The sequence below is a fragment of the Sediminibacterium goheungense genome, assembly GCF_004361915.1.
In the GTDB taxonomy this organism is placed as follows: domain Bacteria; phylum Bacteroidota; class Bacteroidia; order Chitinophagales; family Chitinophagaceae; genus Sediminibacterium; species Sediminibacterium goheungense.
Window position 1 is genome coordinate 157032 of the sequence record NZ_SNWP01000011.1, and the last position, 20858, is coordinate 177889.

Annotated in this window: 22 protein-coding genes; 11 read left to right on the forward strand and 11 right to left on the reverse strand. The window is 40.6% G+C overall.

Annotated elements, in window-relative coordinates:
• Nucleotides 1-91 precede the first annotated feature (91 nt).
• From BC659_RS08240 to BC659_RS08260, 5 genes are all read left to right on the forward strand, one after another.
• The gene (locus BC659_RS08240) at nucleotides 92-1375 is read left to right on the forward strand and encodes an MFS transporter (protein ID WP_133474238.1); all 1284 of its coding nucleotides are present in this window, start codon (nucleotides 92-94) and stop codon (nucleotides 1373-1375) included.
• 39 nt (nucleotides 1376-1414) lie between these two features.
• Nucleotides 1415-2305 carry a hydroxypyruvate isomerase family protein gene (locus tag BC659_RS08245; RefSeq protein ID WP_133474239.1) on the forward strand — a complete coding sequence of 297 codons (891 nt, stop codon included), beginning with the start codon at nucleotides 1415-1417 and terminating at the stop codon, nucleotides 2303-2305.
• Between the two features lie 104 nt (nucleotides 2306-2409).
• On the forward strand, nucleotides 2410-4089 hold the full coding sequence (locus tag BC659_RS08250) for a GMC oxidoreductase (RefSeq protein WP_133474240.1): 1680 nt from the start codon (nucleotides 2410-2412) through the stop codon (nucleotides 4087-4089).
• A gap of 83 nt (nucleotides 4090-4172) precedes the next feature.
• The gene (locus BC659_RS08255) at nucleotides 4173-4739 is read left to right on the forward strand and encodes a gluconate 2-dehydrogenase subunit 3 family protein (RefSeq protein WP_133474241.1); all 567 of its coding nucleotides are present in this window, start codon (nucleotides 4173-4175) and stop codon (nucleotides 4737-4739) included.
• Nucleotides 4740-4833: 94 nt separating this feature from the next.
• A complete protein-coding gene (locus tag BC659_RS08260; RefSeq protein ID WP_133474242.1) occupies nucleotides 4834-5700 on the forward strand; it encodes a sugar phosphate isomerase/epimerase family protein in 867 nt (288 codons plus the stop codon).
• Between the two features lie 110 nt (nucleotides 5701-5810).
• On the opposite strand, the gene BC659_RS08265 is transcribed toward BC659_RS08260, so the two are convergent.
• The 6 genes from BC659_RS08265 to BC659_RS08290 all read right to left on the reverse strand — a co-directional run bounded on the left by BC659_RS08265 (nucleotide 5811) and on the right by BC659_RS08290 (nucleotide 11313).
• A complete protein-coding gene (locus BC659_RS08265; RefSeq protein ID WP_133474243.1) occupies nucleotides 5811-7289 on the reverse strand; it encodes a Gfo/Idh/MocA family protein in 1479 nt (492 codons plus the stop codon).
• 132 nt (nucleotides 7290-7421) lie between these two features.
• Entirely contained in the window at nucleotides 7422-7871 is a 450-nt protein-coding gene (locus BC659_RS08270; protein WP_133474244.1) for a hypothetical protein, read from the reverse strand.
• 134 nt (nucleotides 7872-8005) lie between these two features.
• The gene (gene lptC, locus BC659_RS08275) at nucleotides 8006-8596 is read right to left on the reverse strand and encodes an LPS export ABC transporter periplasmic protein LptC (protein ID WP_133474245.1); all 591 of its coding nucleotides are present in this window, start codon (nucleotides 8594-8596) and stop codon (nucleotides 8006-8008) included.
• A complete protein-coding gene (locus BC659_RS08280; RefSeq protein WP_133474246.1) occupies nucleotides 8589-9962 on the reverse strand; it encodes a hypothetical protein in 1374 nt (457 codons plus the stop codon). Before BC659_RS08280 ends, lptC begins: the two co-directional genes overlap by 8 nt.
• On the reverse strand, nucleotides 9928-10662 hold the full coding sequence (locus BC659_RS08285) for a type III pantothenate kinase (RefSeq protein ID WP_133474247.1): 735 nt from the start codon (nucleotides 10660-10662) through the stop codon (nucleotides 9928-9930). The genes BC659_RS08280 and BC659_RS08285 overlap by 35 nt, the downstream gene beginning before the upstream one ends.
• Nucleotides 10663-10671: 9 nt before the next feature.
• Nucleotides 10672-11313, reverse strand: a complete 642-nt coding sequence (locus BC659_RS08290; protein ID WP_133474248.1) for an LON peptidase substrate-binding domain-containing protein — start codon at nucleotides 11311-11313, stop codon at nucleotides 10672-10674.
• Between the two features lie 103 nt (nucleotides 11314-11416).
• Here BC659_RS08290 and BC659_RS08295 point away from each other — a divergent pair, with 103 nt between their 5' ends.
• Nucleotides 11417-12286: a glycosyltransferase family protein gene (locus tag BC659_RS08295; protein WP_133474249.1), complete on the forward strand. Its 870-nt coding sequence runs from the start codon at nucleotides 11417-11419 to the stop codon at nucleotides 12284-12286.
• A 178-nt stretch (nucleotides 12287-12464) separates the two neighbouring features.
• Here the strand turns inward: BC659_RS08295 and BC659_RS08300 are convergent, their stop codons facing one another.
• Nucleotides 12465-13640, reverse strand: coding sequence for an O-antigen ligase family protein (locus tag BC659_RS08300; protein ID WP_133474250.1), 1176 nt, complete (start codon nucleotides 13638-13640; stop codon nucleotides 12465-12467).
• 85 nt (nucleotides 13641-13725) lie between these two features.
• On the opposite strand from BC659_RS08300, the gene meaB reads away from it, so the two are divergent.
• Both meaB and BC659_RS08310 read left to right on the forward strand, forming a co-directional pair.
• Complete coding sequence (gene meaB / locus BC659_RS08305) at nucleotides 13726-14628, forward strand: methylmalonyl Co-A mutase-associated GTPase MeaB (protein ID WP_133474251.1); 903 nt, start codon at nucleotides 13726-13728, stop codon at nucleotides 14626-14628.
• A gap of 13 nt (nucleotides 14629-14641) precedes the next feature.
• Complete coding sequence (locus tag BC659_RS08310; RefSeq protein ID WP_133474252.1) at nucleotides 14642-15565, forward strand: glycosyltransferase family 2 protein; 924 nt, start codon at nucleotides 14642-14644, stop codon at nucleotides 15563-15565.
• On the opposite strand, the gene BC659_RS08315 is transcribed toward BC659_RS08310, so the two are convergent.
• The gene (locus tag BC659_RS08315) at nucleotides 15562-16455 is read right to left on the reverse strand and encodes a glycosyltransferase family 2 protein (protein WP_133474253.1); all 894 of its coding nucleotides are present in this window, start codon (nucleotides 16453-16455) and stop codon (nucleotides 15562-15564) included. The genes BC659_RS08310 and BC659_RS08315 overlap by 4 nt on opposite strands.
• Before the next feature lie 27 nt (nucleotides 16456-16482).
• Between BC659_RS08315 and BC659_RS08320 the strand changes: the two genes are divergently transcribed.
• Nucleotides 16483-17388, forward strand: a complete 906-nt coding sequence (locus BC659_RS08320; protein ID WP_133474254.1) for a glycosyltransferase — start codon at nucleotides 16483-16485, stop codon at nucleotides 17386-17388.
• Nucleotides 17389-17422: 34 nt separating this feature from the next.
• Nucleotides 17423-18376, forward strand: coding sequence for a class I SAM-dependent methyltransferase (locus BC659_RS08325; protein ID WP_133474255.1), 954 nt, complete (start codon nucleotides 17423-17425; stop codon nucleotides 18374-18376).
• Between the two features lie 7 nt (nucleotides 18377-18383).
• Here BC659_RS08325 and BC659_RS08330 read toward each other — a convergent pair whose 3' ends face one another.
• Nucleotides 18384-18620, reverse strand: a complete 237-nt coding sequence (locus BC659_RS08330; RefSeq protein ID WP_133474256.1) for a hypothetical protein — start codon at nucleotides 18618-18620, stop codon at nucleotides 18384-18386.
• 159 nt (nucleotides 18621-18779) lie between these two features.
• Here BC659_RS08330 and BC659_RS08335 point away from each other — a divergent pair, with 159 nt between their 5' ends.
• A complete protein-coding gene (locus BC659_RS08335) occupies nucleotides 18780-20075 on the forward strand; it encodes an aminotransferase class V-fold PLP-dependent enzyme (protein ID WP_133474257.1) in 1296 nt (431 codons plus the stop codon).
• A 73-nt stretch (nucleotides 20076-20148) separates the two neighbouring features.
• Here the strand turns inward: BC659_RS08335 and BC659_RS08340 are convergent, their stop codons facing one another.
• The gene (locus tag BC659_RS08340) at nucleotides 20149-20274 is read right to left on the reverse strand and encodes a 30S ribosomal protein THX (RefSeq protein WP_133474258.1); all 126 of its coding nucleotides are present in this window, start codon (nucleotides 20272-20274) and stop codon (nucleotides 20149-20151) included.
• An 88-nt stretch (nucleotides 20275-20362) separates the two neighbouring features.
• Complete coding sequence (locus BC659_RS08345; RefSeq protein WP_133474259.1) at nucleotides 20363-20632, reverse strand: HU family DNA-binding protein; 270 nt, start codon at nucleotides 20630-20632, stop codon at nucleotides 20363-20365.
• Between the last annotated feature and the right edge of the window lie 226 nt (nucleotides 20633-20858).

The window sequence follows — 20858 nt, forward strand, 5'->3', positions numbered from 1 at the left end:
AAAACGAACATGTCATCAAAACTTTTTCATTTTTTGTTTAAAAAATAAAAATTACATTTAGTGGCTTAATTTAAACAACAACCTAAACGATATGCAAGCCACTCCCCAACGTCAACAATTATTTGTTGCCAGCTGTCTGGCATTACTGGTAACTTCTCTTTCATTTGGTATACGGGCCGGAATTCTTAGCAGGCTGGGTGTTGAGTTTGAGTTGAATGCTGCACAGTTGGGAACCATAGCTGCTACTGCTTTCTGGGGCTTCCCACTTGCCGTGGTAATCGGTGGGTTTGTAGTGGATATCATTGGTATGAAACGACTACTTATTGTTGCATTTCTATTTCATCTCGCAGGTATTGCACTTACAATTTTTGCCGGTGGTTACTGGACACTTTTTATATCTACACTCTGTGTAGGTATTGCTAATGGTACGGTAGAAGCTGCCTGTAATCCATTGGTAGCTACTATTTATGCTGATAATAAAACCACCAAGCTGAATCATTTCCATTTGTGGTTCCCGGGAGGTATTGTAATTGGTACTTTACTGGTTTACTTTTTAGATAAAGCAGGTATTGGATGGCAGATACAAGTGGGACTCATGTTGATTCCTACCATTTTATACGGATACCTGTTTAGTAAACTCAGCTTCCCGGTTACTGAGCGGGTGGCAAGTGGTGTTTCAACCGGTGAAATGTATAAGTCGCTGTTCAATCCATTGTTTATTTTTATGATCATCCTGATGTTTGGTACGGCCATCACTGAATTATTTACCGGTCAGTGGATTGATGTACTCCTCAAAAATGTTTCCGACAATGCAATTCTTTTATTAACCATTGAAACGGGTATTATGGTTCTGGGAAGAGCTTTTGCAGAACCCGTGGTTCATCGTTTTTCTCCGGCAGGTGTGTTACTGATCTCAGCAATATTATCGGCTGCAGGTTTATACCTGATGGGACATACTACTGGTAACATGTTATTTGTGGGTGCCATTGTATTTGGTATGGGCGTTTGTTATTTCTGGCCTACTATGCTGGGCTTTGTATCTGAGAACTTACCTAAAACAGGTGCCGTAGGCTTAAATCTCATGGGTGGTGCGGGTATGTTTGCTGTTTCTGTTTATATGATTTTCATGAGTGGCTATTATGATAACCTGCTGGCAGCTAAACTTCCAGCAGGCGCAAGTCTTGCAGAATATTCCAATGCTCCTGCCGGAACAGATATGGCCAATGCGCTGGGGGAAGCAAAAAAACTGGCAGGTCCTGAAATATTAAATGCTACGCTTGTTATACCGATTATCTTATCAGTGGCATTCGCAGGTCTGTTAATTTACATGAGAAATAAAAACAAAGGAAATTCAACGGTAGTAAACGTTGGTTAAACATTAATCCTTACATTTAGTACGCACGAAAAGATACCGATGTCAACAGATTCCAACAGACGAAAAACGATCAAACAATTGCTTACCGGATCCGCGATATTGGCATCAGGAACAGCCATAGCATCGTTTGCAGATCCATTATCTAAAGAAGAGCAACCTATGGCGTTGAAGGGTAATATTAACCATTCTGTGTGTCGCTGGTGTTATAACGATATACCACTGGATCAGTTATGTTCAATTGTAAAAGAAATGGGCTTGGTGGGGATAGATCTGGTAGGCCCAAAAGAATGGGATATACTGAAGAAGCACAACCTTATCTCTACTATGTGCAATGGGGCAGAAATTAGTCTGGTAAAAGGGTGGAACGATCCTCAATATCATGCAACACTGATTAAAAATTATACAGAACATATTGAACTGGTGGCAAAAGCCGGTTATACGAACCTGATTTGTTTTAGCGGTAACAGAAATGGGATGGATGATGAAAACGGATTAAAAAACTGCGTCGAAGGCTTAAAGCAGATTATGTCATTGGCAGAAAAGAAAGGCGTCATCATTCAAATGGAACTGTTTAACAGTAAGGTCGACCATAAAGATTATATGTGTGACAGCTCTGCATGGGGTGTTGAACTGTGTAAGCGATTGGGTTCTCCCAACTTCAAACTGCTCTATGATATTTATCATATGCAGATCAATGAAGGAGATATTATCAGAACTATAAAAAGAGACCATCAGTATTTCGGACACTACCATACAGCAGGTGTGCCTGGACGTCATGAAATCGATGAATCACAGGAACTCTATTATCCTGCTATCATGAAAGCGATTGTAGAAACAGGGTTCAAACAATATGTAGCACAGGAATTTATTCCAACCGGTAATGATAAAGTAGGATCATTGAGGAAGGCAATTCAGATATGTGATGTGTAGGGAGCATATGGCTAATGGTTTATAGCATATAGTTATCCATTTGCTATGAACCATAGGCTATTCACAAAAAAAGCAAACCACAAACCTTCATAAACAAACAGACCATGGCCGATCAAAATTATGACGCAATCGTAGTAGGCTCAGGAATCAGTGGCGGTTGGGCCGCAAAAGAGCTTACTGAAAAGGGGTTGAAAGTACTCCTGCTCGAACGTGGGCGAAACATTGAACACATCAAAGACTATGTGAACGCCAACAAAGAAGCATGGGATTTTCCTCATCGTGGCAGAAGAACACAACAGATGATCAATGATTATCCGGTACTGAAGCGCGATTACCCGTTAAATGAAACAAATCTTGATTATTGGGTGAATGAAAAAGAAAGTCCGTACACAGAGGTAAAACGTTTCGACTGGTTTCGAGGTTACCATGTGGGTGGGCGCTCATTAATGTGGGGTCGCCAGAGTTACCGCTGGAGTGATCTGGATTTTGAAGCCAATGCGAAAGATGGTATCGCCGTTGACTGGCCGGTACGTTATAAGGATATTGAAAAATGGTACACCTATGTTGAACGCTTTGTTGGAATCAGCGGTAGTAAGGAAGGCTTACCCCATTTACCAGACAGTGATTTTCTTCCGCCGATGGAACTTAACTGCGTAGAAAAAGACCTCTCTAAACGTATCAAAGAATACTATAAGAATCAACGCCACATGATCATTGGCCGTGTTGCCAACCTTACTCAGGAACACGAAGGGCGCACAAACTGCCAGTATAGAAATAAATGCTGGCTGGGATGTCCGTTTGGTGCTTATTTCAGTACGCAGTCGTCTACCTTGCCTGCTGCTATGAAAACAGGTAACCTTACTTTACGTCCATGGTCTATTGTAACAAGGGTGATTTATGATAAGGATAAAAAACGTGCAACTGGTGTGGAGGTACTTGATGCAGAAACCAACAAAACATACACTTATAATGCGAAGATCATCTTCCTCAATGCCTCTGCTTTAAATACTTCCTGGATATTGATGAATTCTGCTACAGATGTATGGCCCGATGGTCTGGGCAGCAGTAGCGGAGAACTCGGGCACAATATTATGGACCATCACCTGGGTGTGGGTGCAGGGGGTAAGGTAGAAGGCTATGAAGACAAGTATTATTTCGGTCGCCGCGCCAACGGAATTTATGTACCTCGTTTCCAGAATATCAATGGTGATAAACGTGATTACCTACGCGGTTTTGGTTACCAGGGTAGTGCTTCCCGTCAGGGATGGGGCCGCGAAGTGGCAGAGTTGAGTATTGGTGGTGATTATAAAGATGCCATAACAGAACCAGGTGGCTGGACATTTGGTATGATGGGTTTTGGAGAAGTATTACCTGATCATAGCAATAAGATTACACTGGATAAGAATGTGAAGGATAAATGGGGTCTGCCGGTATTATCATTTGATTGTGAGCTGAAAGAAAACGAGCTCAAAATGAGAAAAGATATGCAGGCTGATGCTATTGAAATACTTACCAATGCCGGTGTGAAAGATGTATATGGTTATGAAGGAAATGGCGTTTTAGGAAGAGGTATCCATGAAATGGGTACAGCACGTATGGGCCATGATCCGAAAACTTCGGTAGTAAATAAATTCAACCAGGTTTGGGATGCGCCCAATGTGTATGTAACAGATGGCGCCTTCATGACATCATCAGCTTGTGTTAACCCGTCACTGACTTATATGGCTTTTACTGCCCGTGCAGCAGACCATGCAGTGACAGAATTGAAAAAACAAAATTTATAGAGTCAGTAGTGAGTACTCAGCAGTGAGTGTTTTTTACTCACTACTCACTACTCACTGCTCACTAAAACTTAAAAAACATCACCATGAATAGAAGAGAAGCCCTTTCCAGCGTTGCCTTGCTGCTTGGGGGAACATTAATCGGTTCGACCGCTTTTCTTACAGGTTGTAAAACCAGTGGTACAGATAGTGGTATCAGTTTTTCTCCGGAGGAAATCAGTTTTCTGAATGAAGTAGGAGAAACCATTTTACCCGCAACCAGTACACCCGGCGCCAAAGAAGCCAAGGTAGGCGAATTTATGTCGGTATATGTAGCAGACTGTTACGAAGCAAAAGATCAGGTAATTTTCAAAGAAGGATTTAAAAAACTGGATGAAGCCAGTAAAAAGAAACATAATAAAACCTTCCTTGAAAGCAGTCCGGAAGAAAGACATGCCCTGCTGGTAGACCTGGACAAAGAAGTGAAAGAATACCAAAAAACAAAAAAGGAAGAGGATCCCAATCATTATTTCAGGATGATGAAAGAATTAACCCTGATGGGCTTCTTTACATCTGAAGTAGGTGCCACAAAAGCCTTACGTTATGTGGCTGTTCCCGGAAAATATGAAGGATGTATTCCGTATAATAAAGGGGATAAAGCATGGGCTACTTAACACAAATAAAAAGTCAAAATTCAAAAGTCAAAAAAGCGATGCTTCAACTCTTGAATTTTGACTTTTGAATTTTTAATTCCTTAATTTTTTATGTATGTCAACCAATCGCAGAGATTTTCTTCGTAATACCGGCTTTGCTGCGGCAGCATTATCCCTGCCTTTCGTAGGAAAGTCTTCCATATTGGATGAACTGGCCTATAAGCCCTTGGGATCTTTTGGTATTCAGTTATGGACCGTTAAAGAAGCCATGTTTGCTGATCCGAAAGATACACTTACCAAGCTGGCATCCTATGGGTACAAACAGATTGAAAGTTTTGAGGGTCCCAAAGGCTTTTTCTGGGGTATGAAAAATACTGAATTTAAAAAGTTGATGGATGACCTGGGAATGAAAATCGTTTCATCTCATTGTAATAATACAGTAGAGTTTGAACGTAAGTCGGCTGAAGCGGCGGAGATCGGCATGTCTTATCTGATTTGCCCATGGAAAGGACCGCAAAAATCAATCGACGATTTTAAACGCTTCAACGACGAATTCAATAAATCTGGTGAAATAGCCAAAAAGAACGGAATACGCTTCGCTTATCATAACCATGATTATTCCTTCAAAGTATTGGATGGGCAGGTGCCACAGGTAGTGATGATGGAAGGCACCGATAAAAACCTGGTCGACTTTGAAATGGATATTTACTGGGTGGTGGCAGCAGGCGAAGATCCCAAAGCCTGGTTTAAAAAATACCCGAATCGCTTCCGCCTATGCCATGTAAAAGATCTTACCAAAACTGCAAAGGGAAGCGAATCATGCCAGATTGGTAAAGGTTCTATCGATTTCAAATCGATCCTTAGTGAAGGTAGTAAATACGGACTGAAAAACTTTATCGTGGAGCAGGAAGCTTTTACCGGCACCAACCCCATGGAAAGTGCACAGGCCAATGCAGGCTATATGAGTAAGTTTCAACTTTGAGAGAACAGTGAAATAAGGAATAAAAAAATAAGGAATGAGAAAGTGTAAGTTTGTTTTACACTTCTTCATTCCTTTCTTATTTCAAATTTCCTATTTCTTATTTCTCTGTTTTAAACGCCCAGGCTCCATCCATCTCTGTACTGACGTTTCACAAACTGATTGGCCTCGTCGAAGTTGGTGATTTTCATGTTCGGACCATCCCAAACCAGTCTGATATTTCTGCCCGGATAGCTGATACGTCCTCCGTCCATTTTCTTTTGAAGGTCATAACTTCGAATGGCCAGATTACCCATCAATACACTTTCAGTTAAAGGACCCGCTACATCAAAGTTTGAACTAAGTGTTTTGGCAGCTTCTGAACCATAACCGGCCATAGCAGCTTCTACCCATGCAGCGTAGTGACCATTATCGCCGTTCGGTACCCGCTTGATGGTTTGTGGAACCTGTGTTGTCTTGGTACGGTTGGTTGGCAACAGATTTGGTAAAACACCGTAAGTGCCACACATCATCTTTCCTTTGGTTCCAATAAAAATGGTTCCATTACCGCCATCACCCATCATTTCATTAGGCCCTAATTCCTCAGGGCGTTCTGGTTGAATACCACCATCCATCCAATGCATGGTAAGATCAGGCTTCCCATTTTGTCCTTTGAATTTAAGAATGATATGTGAGGCCAGTGGTCCGCATTCAGGAGCATACACAGCATTCCAGTTTCTTTCATAACGTTTTGCCACACTGCATTCTGCAGAAGAAGGATAGCCAAGACCCAGCACTGCAAAGGCTGGTGCCATAATATGACAGGCCATATCGCCTAATGCACCGGTACCATAATCCCACCAGCCACGCCAGTTAAACGGAACCAGGTTGTCAACATAATCTTTATAAGGAGCAGTACCTAGCCATAAATCCCAGTTCAGTTCTTTGGGAACCGGTAAAGTATTTTTTGACCATTGAATACCTTGTGGCCAAACCGGACGGTCGGTATAACAGTAAACAGTATGTACATCACCAATTACACCAGCATTGTACCAGTCGATTAATTGGCGTACCCCATCGCCGGAAGCACCCTGATTACCCATCTGGGTCACAACCTTATAACGATGCGCAGCTTCTGTCATTACACGCGCCTCATAAATATCATGTGCAAGAGGTTTCTGAACATATACGTGTTTGCCTAACTGCATAGCTGCCATAGCCTGAACAGCATGCATATGATCGGGAGTAGATACAGATACAGCATCAATATTTTTATGCTCTTTATCCAGCATTTCGCGATAATCCTCATATACTTTTGCTTTGGGATAACGCTCACGGCTTTTGGCAGACATCCTTGAATCAACATCACATAAAAAAGCAATATCAGCTTTACCACTCATGAAGAAGCTGTATAAATCACTTTCACCTTTACCGCCTGCGCCAATACCCGCTACCTGTAACTTATCACTGGGTGCGGTAAATCCGCGGCCTATTACATGTCGTGGAACAATATAGAACCCGGCAAGGGCCGTCATACTGTTGCGGAGAAATTTTCTCCGGGAATCATCTGTCAGATTGGTTTCCTGTTTCTTTTGCAGGTCTTTCTTTTTCATAGCAATCAGTTGATTATTGGTTGGATAAGCAATGGAGCTATGAATTTATTTAATTATTTTGAAAGAGGCGGGAATAATAAAGTCACCAATTCATTATTCTGTATTCAGAAATTAATGGCTTTATGAGAGGTATTATAAATTAGGTGGCCTTCTGTTCTCCACATATAAATTCAGACCTGCATATTTGCCATTTATTTTTTTAAGCTCACTGGTATCTACATAGCCATATTTTTTATGTAACCTCAGTGAATCGTCCTGCATATAAGTAACCATTACCCATCTGTCTGTATCCAGGGCCAGTGGATATTTTTTGCAGATCGCTCCGTTATGCGTATTCACTTCAATGGCATAGGATCCTTTTGGAAACTTTCGAATGGGTATATTTTGCAAACCTGGCTTTAATGAATAATGAATATCTTCTTTCGTTTTACCGTTTTCCTGATCGCTGATAACCAGATGCATAGGGATATTTTCCCCGCTTTCATTATTTACAATAACATGGGCCGATTGCTTCGACACAGTACAGGCAGTTAAAGTGATAATAATGCCTGAAACATAGATCATTGGCTTGCTGATACGCATAAAATATTGATTTTATTGGCTCTTATATAGAAGAATGAAACCTGTTTTCGTAAACAGTTCAGGAGGGGTCCTGTACAGACACAGCAGGGAAGTTAACCGTTGCTTTCAGAGGAAAATTTTTGTCTGGAAAGGGCTTACTTGCTAAAAGCACTGTCTGGAAGAATGGCAAAACTACCCGGCTGTATATTGAAGAAGGTAATATCTGTGAGATCCTGATTAGAACGGAAGCCATTTGCATACCGGCCTTTTTGTTTATAGGGATAATTCTGAACAAGGGTAACCGGTGTCTGGGTATAGAATTGACCTAAAGATTGGTCCCAAAACAATTCATTACTGTATAAGGTATCTCCTTTCGTGTTAAAAATTACGACACTGTCTTTGAGAAAAACCTTGCTTTCATTGGGAAGATACCGCCCATATTTTGCAAAAAGCTGGCTCTCTATGCGCATCGTTGAATCAAAAAAATCTACATGCAAAGTATTCGGGAATTCAGTTTTTCGCATACTGTCACCCTGATAGCGCAACAATATAGGAGCGGTTAATTTTGCTCTGATACGGCCATTCTGACTGATATAGCTTTCTATATTTTTGCCTTCTTCGATACCAGGTGATTTACTGCCAAATGCTTTTACATCATTTACATCATTTTCACAGCCACACACAAAAAAGCAGCCCAATAAACAGGCTGCCACTATGTTTTTAATATTTGTGTTTGTATTAATCATACCTGCGTTTCTGGAACCAGACATCCGTTAAGCTGATACCCAATGTAAACTGTACATAACTTTCTGTGATATTATTCACACCGGATCCTCTTTTACCAAATTGAAGCGCTGTGTTCAAAACAGTAAACTGTCTATCGTAGTTGTTCCATTTTTTTATCGGTAATCCTGCGCCCACAGAAAAACCCACATGTTTTAAACCATTACCATCGGGATCAACATAATCCTTACCTATAAATGCACCTATGCGGTAATTGACGTTGCTCCAGTAGCTACGTCCTGTGAGAGGGTCTGGACAAAGTTGCGCGCCAATCTTTAACTGCCAGCTATTTACCAGTTGGTCTGCCTGGTTATAAAAACGGTATTTATTCCACTGAGTTGCTGTGTATTCAGCACCAACTGACCACATTTCAAAAGTTCCACGGTTATTGCTGGCTGTTTTGTGTAAAGTAATGCCAGCAGCATAGGTAGAAGGCATTTGGATATTGCCTTTAATTCCGTTTTTGATAGAAATCGTATCAATGGTAATATCACCGGCCTGTGATTCAGTGTAAGTTTCTCTTTTCTGATCCTGTGAGGCAGAAAGACTTTGCGAAAGCGTAGCAGAACCTCCTATGCGAATCAGGTAATTGCTGGTTGTCTTCGTTTGCTCATTTACTTTTTTACCTACAGAAAACTCATATTGAAAACCCGGGTTAAAAAACATACCGCTAAAGCTGGTAAGGGTTGATGAGTTAGACTGAAAGAAGAAAGTGGAGTCGTTGATAAATATCTTTTTGGTTCCGATTTCTCTTCTTCCAAAGTTCATACCTGTATTAAACCCGATACTCAGGTTTTTCCATTTTTTCCCAATTCCTACATATGCCTGATTCAATCCGCCAGATCCCTCATAAATGGTTGCTAAACTGTCGCCAGCCACCCTTTCGCGGCTTACTATTGAGTAGCTGATACGGCTCAATGGTCTGATTCCGAATGCCATACCAATTCCTTTTACTCTGTTTATGGGTAAACCTACACCTACATACGACGGATAAAAGTAATTTGACCTGAATTTACCCGCAGGATTCTCACTTCTTAAATTTCTGGTGTCGAAAGTTAACCCCAGATCATAGGAAACCATGAAGAAATTGCTATAAGTAGCGGGGTTCATGAAATTGATGGCCTGTCCTACATTATTATTGGTTCCGTCAGAGTAAGCAGCACCCAATCCTCCCAATGCTCGGGTTATGGCGTTACTGCCATTATAGAAATCGCCCAAACCATAACGGGTAAATGGTGAATTCTCCTGTGCGTTAGCATTTAGCAGGGTAAATCCGGTAACCAGAAAACTCAGACTAAGTCTGATTAGTGTTGTACTCACAGATCGCATACAGGCCTTTAAAAATTAAATAAGGGTCGGCAAATATCCTGTTTTTTAGATGTGGTACAAAAAAACCCATATCACCCCCGGTTAACAGCACGTTAAAGTTATTGAATTTCAAGGCATAAGCGTCAATAATTCCATCAATTTCCTTAGCCATTCCCATGATTACCCCGCTTTGCAGGTTGGTTTTGGTGTCGTAACCAATCAGGGGGAAATGCTGATCGGGCTCTACAAGAGGTAATAAAGCCGTTTGTTCATGCATGGCTCTGAAGCGCATGGTCATGCCCGGCGAAATGCTCCCACCCAGAAACTCGTGTGCCCTGTTGATGTAGTTATAGGTAATACAGGTACCGAGGCCAATAGCCAGGTTATGCTGGCCGGGAAAAAGATCCACCGCTGCGGCGCAAATAGCCAGTCTGTCGGCACCAATAGTCTCAGGCTTTCCAACAGGGGTGGTAAAAGGTAGTTTGCTGGTATGCCCGAGTTTATGGAACACAGTTTTCTCAGCCAGTAAAACTTCTATATCCGGATTATGATTGATAACTGAGGAAAGAATGGATTTTTGGGGTTGAAACCGCTGAATCAGGCTTATGATTCTATCCGTACTGTCATTATCCAATACAATCACTTCTTTTAGTTCTCGGTCCGCAAAAACGGCGCATTTAAGACGTGTATTACCAAAATCAAAACATAAACTGGTTACCATACCCCTTAGTTATGCGTTAAAGTTAAAGCCTTTCAGTTCCCGGAAATGACCATTTAACTGGATTCTTTCCTTTAACGATTCTATGCCGGATACCACCGGTAATATCCTTGTAAGATGTCTTTTCAAATATTCCAGCCTTTGTAATTCATGTAACAGACTTAAAAATTCATATTCTTCCTGCAGAGAAAGGCCTGCATGATGGGCCAGATCATAACTACACAGGCTATCATCTGGTTTTTTAAAATCTTTGGTTACACCGATAAACCTGTGTAACTCCCTGATACCGGTTAGAATCTGTTCCACAATCTGTGGCTGTTGTTTTTCATTGTTTTCGGGATAATGAACTATGGCACCACTATACAATTTATCCGGAATGGATTTGATCAGTTCAAGTATCCTAAAGACCTTTTCGCCACGGGTCCGGATATCCATTTTACCATCAGCATGTACTTCCGCAATCTCGGTAACATGAACCAGTGTACCCATTTCTGCCACAGCGTTGTTGATCACAATAGGAATGCCGAACGGTTTCTGCTCCCCATAACAATCATGAATAAGCTGTTTATAACGGGGTTCAAAAATGTGCAGGTTCACCTGCTCGCCCGGAAATACAACAATACCTAAAGGGAAAATGGGAATAAAATTGGTCATAATAAAAAGCAATAGTACTAAGAAGTAAATAAAAGGGATGAACAAATTGGGAAGAGAAAAGTTGATCTGTGTCCTGTATGCTTTTTCATACTTACTTTGTCGTATGAAAATATCGGGATTCACCATTATCCGAAATGCTGTTATCAATGATTATCCGATTGTGGAAGCAGTCCGGTCCATACTTCCTGTTGTGGATGAAATGATTATCCTGGTAGGTAACTCAGACGACGATACTCTCGGACTCATGCAGTCAATCAATGATCCTAAAATAAAAATCCATCATTCGGTATGGGATGCTTCACTGCGTACCGGTGGCTCAGTGCTGGCGGTAGAAACCAATAAGGCTTTTCAACTGATAGACCCGGATAGCGACTGGGCATTTTATATTCAGGGTGATGAAGCGGTGCATGAAAAATACCATCAAACTATCAGAGAAACCTGTTTGCAATATAAAGATGATAAACGTGTGCAGGGACTTGTTTTCAAATATCTCCATTTTTATGGTACGTATGATTATGTGGGCGACAGCCGTAAATGGTACGATCATGAAGTAAGGGTTATCCGAAATGATAAAAAAATTAGTTCATATAAAGACGCACAGGGTTTCAGGGTGGGTAAGCAGCAGTTAAAAGTAAAACCGGTAGATGCTTATGTATACCACTATGGTTGGGTAAAAAGCCCGGAACAGATGATGAAAAAAATGAAAAATTTCAGCAAACTCTGGCATTCCGATCAGGCCCTGGAAGATATGATGAAAGCCCCCGACTTCTGGAATTATGATGAATTTGACTCACTACAGAAATTTACGGGCACACATCCTGCAGTGATGCAAGAGAGAATAGCACGTCAGAACTGGAAAACAGAACTCGATATCAGTAAAAAGAAATTTTCCCTGAAAGATAAACTACTCTACTATTTTGAAAAGAAGACCGGAATACGGTTGTTTGATTTCAGAAATTATAAGATAATTTGATCAGCCTGAGGCTGAGAAAATTTGAAAATAAAAAGCCAATTGTCAACCCAAACTTCTTCTATTTTCAAGTTTTTATTCCTTTTTTGCAGGACAAATTGTGTAATGATTACGAGCCAATTTTATGCATAAGAGATGATGTTTGTAAACAAATCCAGCACCTGATATCATTTTCAAATTTTCATCCCGCTTTGTGCGGGACAAATTGTCTAATTATTATCCACCCATGCAACCAAACTCCATACTGGTATCCAAGATTGCATTCTACCAGACAGGATGCTGCAATGGCAAAGGTCCAACAGATGGCTGCCATATTTTTCTTTCGCCAGCCGAGATAGGCCGGAAAGAATAACCAGATAGTGAATAATAACATACCCCACCAGCCACTGCCCATCCACCAAAACAACCATTGATTAAAAGGCCAGCCAAAACCGGTTGTATAGGTGGGGAACAACTGACCGAAATAATTTTGCAGGGTATTGGGAATATGTGCCCAACCTATATTCTGTTGCCCTGATATTATGGCATACCAGGCCGCTTTATTCACTGCATACCTTGTATTGTCTGAAAGTGTAGGATCGTATTTGCCAGGTACATATTGTTTCCAGTCATAGAAGCTGTACCCCATTTTGTGTTGCACAGTCGGAAAGAATAACCAGGCTGCAATGCAGATACTTAGCAATGCGAAGAATATGATAATCCCCTTTTTTCGATCCTGTTGATTACTGAAAGTCTGAATGGAAACGATGAGTCCCATCAGTAAAACAAGCATCCATCCTGTGCGGGCCGATAAGAAAATAATGCAGAGTAATAAAAAAATACAGACAGGCAACAACCACTTGTGCCTATTCCTGTTGAACCAGGCAAGCAGCACAGCACCCGATAAAAAAATAGAGAACCGCACATGGTCATTATCCATGAAAACAGGCAACGATTGTCCGCTGCTATACCTTTCAAGTGCATACTGACTATTGAATATATACCAGCCTAATGGATACAAAACAGCCAGTAGTGCTGCCAGGATCCAGCAATAGCTTAATGTTCTGAATATCCGGGGCTCGATCGATGTGATACAGACTGCGCTTAAGGCCAGCACCGGATATGTTGTTAAAGTAAGCAGATGATCCCAGCCTGCTGCATTATCAGGAGATTGCCATATGCCAAGCAGACCCAGTATAACAGGTGTAATGCCCCAGAGAATGACAGGATTCTTGTACCAGTTGTGTATCCATAATCGGAAGTGCCAGAGTGAAAAAAAAAGCCATATTCCCATCGATATAGATAAAATCGCCCTGCCCCACAGTAATCCTGCCAGTGAAACAATAAACAACCCCGTAATGAACCATTCTTTTTTCATGTTATCAATAGTATTCTATGAATCTCTGGATGCAATTACTTTGTTTTGCAGTAACAAGAATTAAATTTACGCTTAGCATCGCATTATGTGGCAGCAATTATTAACAGGTATCATACAACAGGATCAAAGAGCACTGGCGCGTAGTATTTCATACGTGGAAAATGAAGTACCCGGGTATGAAAACTTCCTGTCTCAATTACCTGCAGGAAATGCATCTATAACGGGCATTACGGGTCCTCCCGGTGCAGGGAAAAGTACATTGGTAGATGCCCTGATTCATGAATGGGTTTCAAAAGAAAAAAAAGTAGGTGTGCTTTGTGTAGACCCCTCTTCACCCTTTAATCTGGGGGCGGTACTGGGCGACAGGATCAGAATGAGTGAATGGTACAATCATCCGAATGTTTTTATCAGATCGCTCGCAACACGTGGGGCTTTGGGTGGACTACATCCTCATATCATTGATATTACCGCACTTATGCAGGCGACAGGGTTTGATCATATTATTGTAGAAACAGTTGGGGTAGGGCAAAGTGAAATTGAAATTGCTGGTCTGGCCGATACAACGGTTGTGGTAGTAGTTCCCGAGGCTGGAGATGAAGTACAGACCATGAAAGCAGGCCTTATGGAGATTGCTGATATTTTTGTGGTAAATAAAAGTGACCGGCCAGAAGCAGACCTCTTTGTAAAAAACCTCCGGATGATGCTGGCTCCTGCGTTTTACCAGACAAAAACAGAAATACCCGTTATCAAAACAGTGGCTACTCATAAAACCGGTATACCTGAACTGGCCAATGCCATAGAACAACACCAGTCAGCAACACATCATTCAGAAAGAAAAGACTGGTTGCTTACAGAGAGAGCATGGAAACTGATTCAGCAATATCGAATGAATGATATTGATAAAGAATTATTGAAGGAAAAGATCGCAGCACTCAGAAAAAAGGAAGCATTCAATCTTTTTGGATTTATCCAATCCTATACAAAATAATCATTACTACTTTATGCTTCCTCATCAAACCGATATTTCAGTAGTAATGGCCACTTTTAATGGTGAGCGATACCTGCGACAACAATTAGATAGTATTCTCCTGCAAACGGTTTCACCCAAAGAAATTATCATCGTTGATGATGGTTCAACGGATACAACACTTGCTATTCTGAAAGAATATGCAACCGACGATCGTTTTCGCTTGTTAGTAAATGACTACAATGTGGGTTATATCAGAAGCTTTGAAAAGGGAATGCTACAAGCCACCTGTCCATATATTGCCTTAAGTGATCAGGATGATATCTGGCTGCCACATAAACTGGAAACTTTAGCGTCTAATATTGAGGATCATATTGCCGTATACAGCGATTCAATGCTGGTGGATAAGAACGGAATGTCTTTGAATAAAAAAATGTCAGACCTCAAAAATCAACTTACTTACAATAACTGCCTGATGTACACAATCGGTGCCTGGGCGCCTGGTCATGCCATGTTATTCCGGAAAGCCCTGGTTGATCAATGCAAACCATTTCCAGCCTTGGTAACGCACGATTTTTGGCTGGGTTTCGTAGCTTCCTGTAATGGGGGTATTTTCTATGTGAATGAGGTGTTGGTGCATTACAGACAACACGCAAGCAATGCCATAGGTGCCAATACGCAGCAGTCGAAAAAACAAAAACCAACAAGAGCCGAAAAAATACTTACCGCCCAAAGGAGAATGCAACTGTTATATGAAAAGTGCCCTGAAGGCTTAACTGAACAAAAAGAAGTGTTAAGACTGCTTTCGGAAACGTATCAAAGAAGCGATCTCAAAAGCCGTTGGAAAAGAATGATCTGTTTTTTCCGTTACAGAAATATTTTCCTTGCCTACAAAAAAAAATCAGTACTGATGCAGATACTCTTTTGCGTTAAGATGTTTTTTAAGATAGATGCTTAATGATGCTGAACCAATGCATTCCAACAACGTTTAAAAAGATTTTTTAACTGAACAGTTGCCGGTATTTGTTTTTGTACCAGTGGTCCGTCGAATTTTTCACCTCTTCGCAGATAATACTTTGATAATGTACCAGAAGTAATGCCCCATTTTGCAATAAAAGTATAATAGCCCTTGTTGCGTTTTACGCGTTTAACGGAAATGGATCCAAAATGATAAACCCTGCTTTTTTCGATCCCTTTAAATAAACGTACCCCCAATTGCCAGAGTTTCATGGAAAAGTCGGGATCGGAATACATACCCGGGCTGAACTCTATACTATAACCTCCGGCGAGGTCCCAGATGTCTTTATGTACTACATTGGGTGGCCAGGTAGCTCCCTGCCAGTCCTGAAAAGGAATAGCCGAAAACTGCTGAAGTAATTTCTCCTCCTGAAATGAATCTATGGAAGTGCCGAAATTTTTTTCGATGGAACAGCTGCTTTGTGCTTTTATTTCGATGGCTGTAGAAGACAGGAAAAAATATTTATGGCCGATTGCCTGTATTTCTTTCAGTAAGGGAGTATCCCAGTCGGGACAAACATACATGTCGTCATTGATATACAGGAGGTAGTCTGTTTGTGCCAGTGTTCTGCAGCTATTGAGTGCATAGCAAACACCTACATTTTCTGAACTGTAAGAATAACTGATATCCGGCTGGGCTTTTACCCAGTCTAAAGAACCGTCCTTCCCTTCATTGATATGTACAATGATTTCATGCTGAAAAGCAGAATGCTTCCTGATACTGTTGATACAGAGTTGCAGGTAAGCCAGATTGTTCCAGCTGGGTATCATGATAGAAAATACCGCTTCCGGATGAGTGTTGCCCTTATGTTTTTCTATATTTACAGCCATGCGATGCGATAAAAGTAAAAAGAGTTCATGATACTGCCTATTTCAGTGGTTTTATGTAGTTATAACGGGGCGCGTTTTATAAAAGAACAGGTGCTGTCTATACTTGGCCAGACTTATGCTATCATGGAACTTATTGTGGTAGATGATGCTTCTACGGATGACACCTGTGGCATTATCGCATCAATGGCGGAAGCTGATCACCGAATCAGGTTGTATCGTAATCCTGTCAATCTGGGCTTTTCCGCCAATTTTGAGAAAGCATTGCGTATGGCAGCAGCAGATATCATTGCTATTGCCGATCAGGATGATTACTGGCATCCCGCAAAAATCGAAAAAATGATGGCGGCATGGCGGACGGATGTACCATTGATTTATTGCGACTCTATTCGTTTTACAGATAAGCTACCTCAAAATCCCCTTCCCAATAAAAAGAACCGCAAACTGGAAGGCGATGACCCTAAATGTATTGGTATCTTCAATACGATCAGTGGTCACGCTATGCTCTTACGTAAATCATTACTGGATAAAGCATTACCTATACCTGCGGATGTGTATTACGACTGGTGGCTGGCCGTGGTGGCTATGTGTAATGGATCGGTACAGTTTTTACCTGAAATACTGGTGTATCAAAGGGCACATGATCAGAATGTAACAATTCAGCACTTATCAGAAAAAGCATTGCGAAAGCAATTCAGGCAAATGCTGGTTAAACACCTGGCAGCTTTTTCTGCAATAAAAGGGATGAAAAGGGAAGATGTATTGTTTTTTCAAAAACTTGAATATTATTGGAAGCAAAGGCTGGAAAGGGGTTGGAGCTTAGGTCTGTTTCTTTTTTTATTGAAGTATAGAAAAGTATTGTATGCATACAAGAAACGAAAACTTCCTCTTATCTCTGAGTTGAAACATAGTTTTCTTTTTGCTTTCGGCAGATAGCAATACTTTTAGAAGAAATAATTATTATCAGGTAATGAAACAGATGAAATGTAGAATATGTCATAATGAAGATAATAACAGCGTATTTTCTACTCGGGAAATGATGTTTGGATTTAGAGATACTTTCACATATATCGAATGTGTATTGTGTGGAACAGTTCAGATTAGCGAGATACCATCAAATATTGGAAAATATTATCCTTCTGATTATTATTCATATACACAAAATAAAAGTGATTCTTTTTCTTTTAAAGATTGGCGGAAGGGTAAAGTGTTTCAATATTATTATGGAAAAAAAACGATCATTGGGTTTTTACTTGCTGCTTTCAGCAGTAAGCCACCTCTCTGGATGAAAAAAGACTACTTTGATCTAAACCATAAAATATTGGATGTAGGCTCTGGCTCAGGAAAATTATTGCTGGAAATGAAGAGAGGGGGTTTCAAATATCTTACTGGAGCAGATCCTTTTATAAATGCAAATATTCAATATGAGAGTGGTGTCACCATTTTTAAAAAAGCATTTACGACTATTGATGAAAAATTTGATTGTGTCATGTTTCATCATTCTTTTGAGCACATGGATAATCCTGAAGAAATTTTCAAACATCTTTTCAATACACTCACTGATAATGGGTTTGCCTTGATAAGGATTCCGGTTGCTGATTCTTTTTCTTATAAAAAGTACCATGAAAACTGGGTGAATCTAGATCCTCCAAGACATTATTATCTTCATACCGATAAAAGCATTGAAATTTTAGCTAAAAAAACCGGACTAAAAATCATGGATAAATTTCGTGATGCTAACCAGTTCCAGTTTTATGGAAGTGAATTGTACAAAAATAATATACCACTGGAAGATTATAATAAAGGCTTGTATCCAGATTATTTTAGTAAATCACAAATTAGGGCTTTTCGAAATGAAGCAAAAAAATTGAATAAAATCAATGAAGGCGATTGGGCATGTTATTACTTGCGAAAGAATAAATAAATATTTATTAATTATTTTCGAAAGATGTCACTTCTTTTTCTTTCTTCCACCATCTCCAGCCAATATAGCCCATAATGGCAAGAGGAGCACCTGCCAGGTAAATAATCGCGGAGTTTAATGCTTTGGCGGGCCCTTCACCTAACTGAGAAGCAGTTTTGGTACAGATAGAACACTGAGCATCTGCGAATTGACTTATCAGCAGTAACAAAGCTCCACAAATCATCATCTTACATACCTGCTTCATACCCAAAAAGTTTTTACAAAGATAAGATTATAAAACAGAGAAATAAGAAACATGGAATAAGGAATCAGGAAGGGCATATTTCACTTTCACTTTCTCGTTTCATATTCCTTATTTCTTTGTTCCTCTGTTTTTCTTATCTTTCTTGTTCAACAATATGCTATGCAACAACGCAGACAGTTTCTACAAAAGATGGGTTTGCTGGCGGGCGCATTTTCAGCAAACAGTCTTTTTGAACAGGCGCATGCCGCTGAATGGGAGGCTGCGCAGAAAAGAGTGGCTTCCATTGCCCCGGAGCTTACGGCGGCAGATGAGGATTACTGGAGTGTGATTCAACAAGGTTATACGGTGAACCCTAATCTGATTAACCTGAACAATGGAGGTGTAAGCCCTTCACCAAGAATTGTACAGGAAGCTGTGGAGCGTTTTAATAAATTATCGAACGAAGGCCCTTCTTATTATATGTGGCGGATACTTGATCAGGGTCGCGAACCACTCAGGTATAAGCTGGCCACACTGGCTGGCTGCTCACCAGAGGAGATAGCCATAAACCGAAATGCTACGGAAGCATTGAATACGGTTATTTTTGGGCTGGACCTGAAAGCGGGTGATGAAGTGATTGGTACCAAACAGGATTATCCCAATATGATTCAAGCCTGGCGACAAAGGGCTTTACGGGAAGGGATTGTATATACACAGATCAATTTTGATTTTCCGATAGAAAATGATGAGGCCATTGTAGCTGCATTTGAAAAAGCCATTACACCCCAAACAAAAATTCTGCACCTCACACATATCATTAACTGGATCGGACAAATCCTGCCAGTTAAGAAAATTGCACAGATGGCTCATAAAAGGGGTATTGAAGTAATTGTAGACGGTGCACATTCTTTTGGTCTTCTTGATTTTGCAATACCGGATCTGGAATGTGATTATTTTGGAACCAGCCTGCACAAATTTCTAAGTGCCCCGATTGGCAGTGGTATGTTATGGATAAAAAAAGAAAAAATTGAAAAGATATGGCCCCTGGTATGTAATGATAAGCCTAGAGGCAATGATATCCGAAAGTTTGAGACCCTGGGAACCCGGAGTTTTCCCATTGAACAGGGAATAGGTGAGGCATTGAATTTTCACAATGCTATAGGTGCTAAAAGAAAAGAAGAACGTATCCGTTACCTGAAAAATTATTGGGCCGGAAAGGCAAGAGAAATTCCCGGTGTAAAAATCCACACATCCTTTAAACCAGCATATGCCTGCGCTATCTGTGGTGTTTCGGTAGAAGGTATGACTCCTGCACAACTTGATCAGGCGCTATTCAATACCTATAAAATTCATACTGTAGGAATTGTATGGGAAAATATCAGCTGTGTGCGTGTAACACCACATGTATATACCAAACCCTCCGATCTTGATAAGCTGGTATTTGCGCTGGAGGAAATAGCAAGGAAGAAAATGTAGGATGTAGGACGTCAGATCTCAGATGTCAGATATAAATTGATATCTGGCATCTGAGATCTGACATCTGCCATCATTAATTGGCTTTCGCGGCAGCCTTTTTTGCTTTTACAGCAGTTGCTTTTGCGTTGGCGGGGCGGCTTTTGCCGAAAGAACCTTTGAATCTTTTACCTTTTGCGGTTTTTTTATCTCCTCTACCCATGGTACAGTTATTTATTAAATGAATAATAGTGAGGGGCAAAAATAGAAAAACCCCGCGAAAGCGGGGTTCAATTCTTTTTTTCGCCAGATTAGATCTTAGCGCTCAGCTCTTTACCAGCTTTGAAGCGGGCAACTTTTTTAGCTTTGATTTTGATAGTCTCACCAGTCTGAGGGTTACGACCTGTACGTGCAGCACGCTTAGATACAGAGAAAGTACCGAAACCTACCAGGGTAACTTTGTCACCTTTTTTCAGGGTTTTGGTTACTGTATCAACAAAAGAATCCAGAGCAGCGTTAGCTTGTGTTTTTGTAATACCTGCATCTTCTGCGAGTTGTGCGATCAATTCAGCTTTGTTCATAGATGTGTTTTTAGATGTATTTTAATAAGAGAAACAAATTTATTGGCTTTTAGCAAACAGCAAAATATTTTTCAAACTTTACCTTCTTTTTGTGAATACATAAAACCCAATTCCCCAAAGGATTTCAGCCGATTTTTCTGAAAATAAAATATGATGTTTCAACGATGTATTTCGCTGAAACCCTTTATTTTCAATGGTTTCAGGCGAAACTCGCTGAAACTCGCTG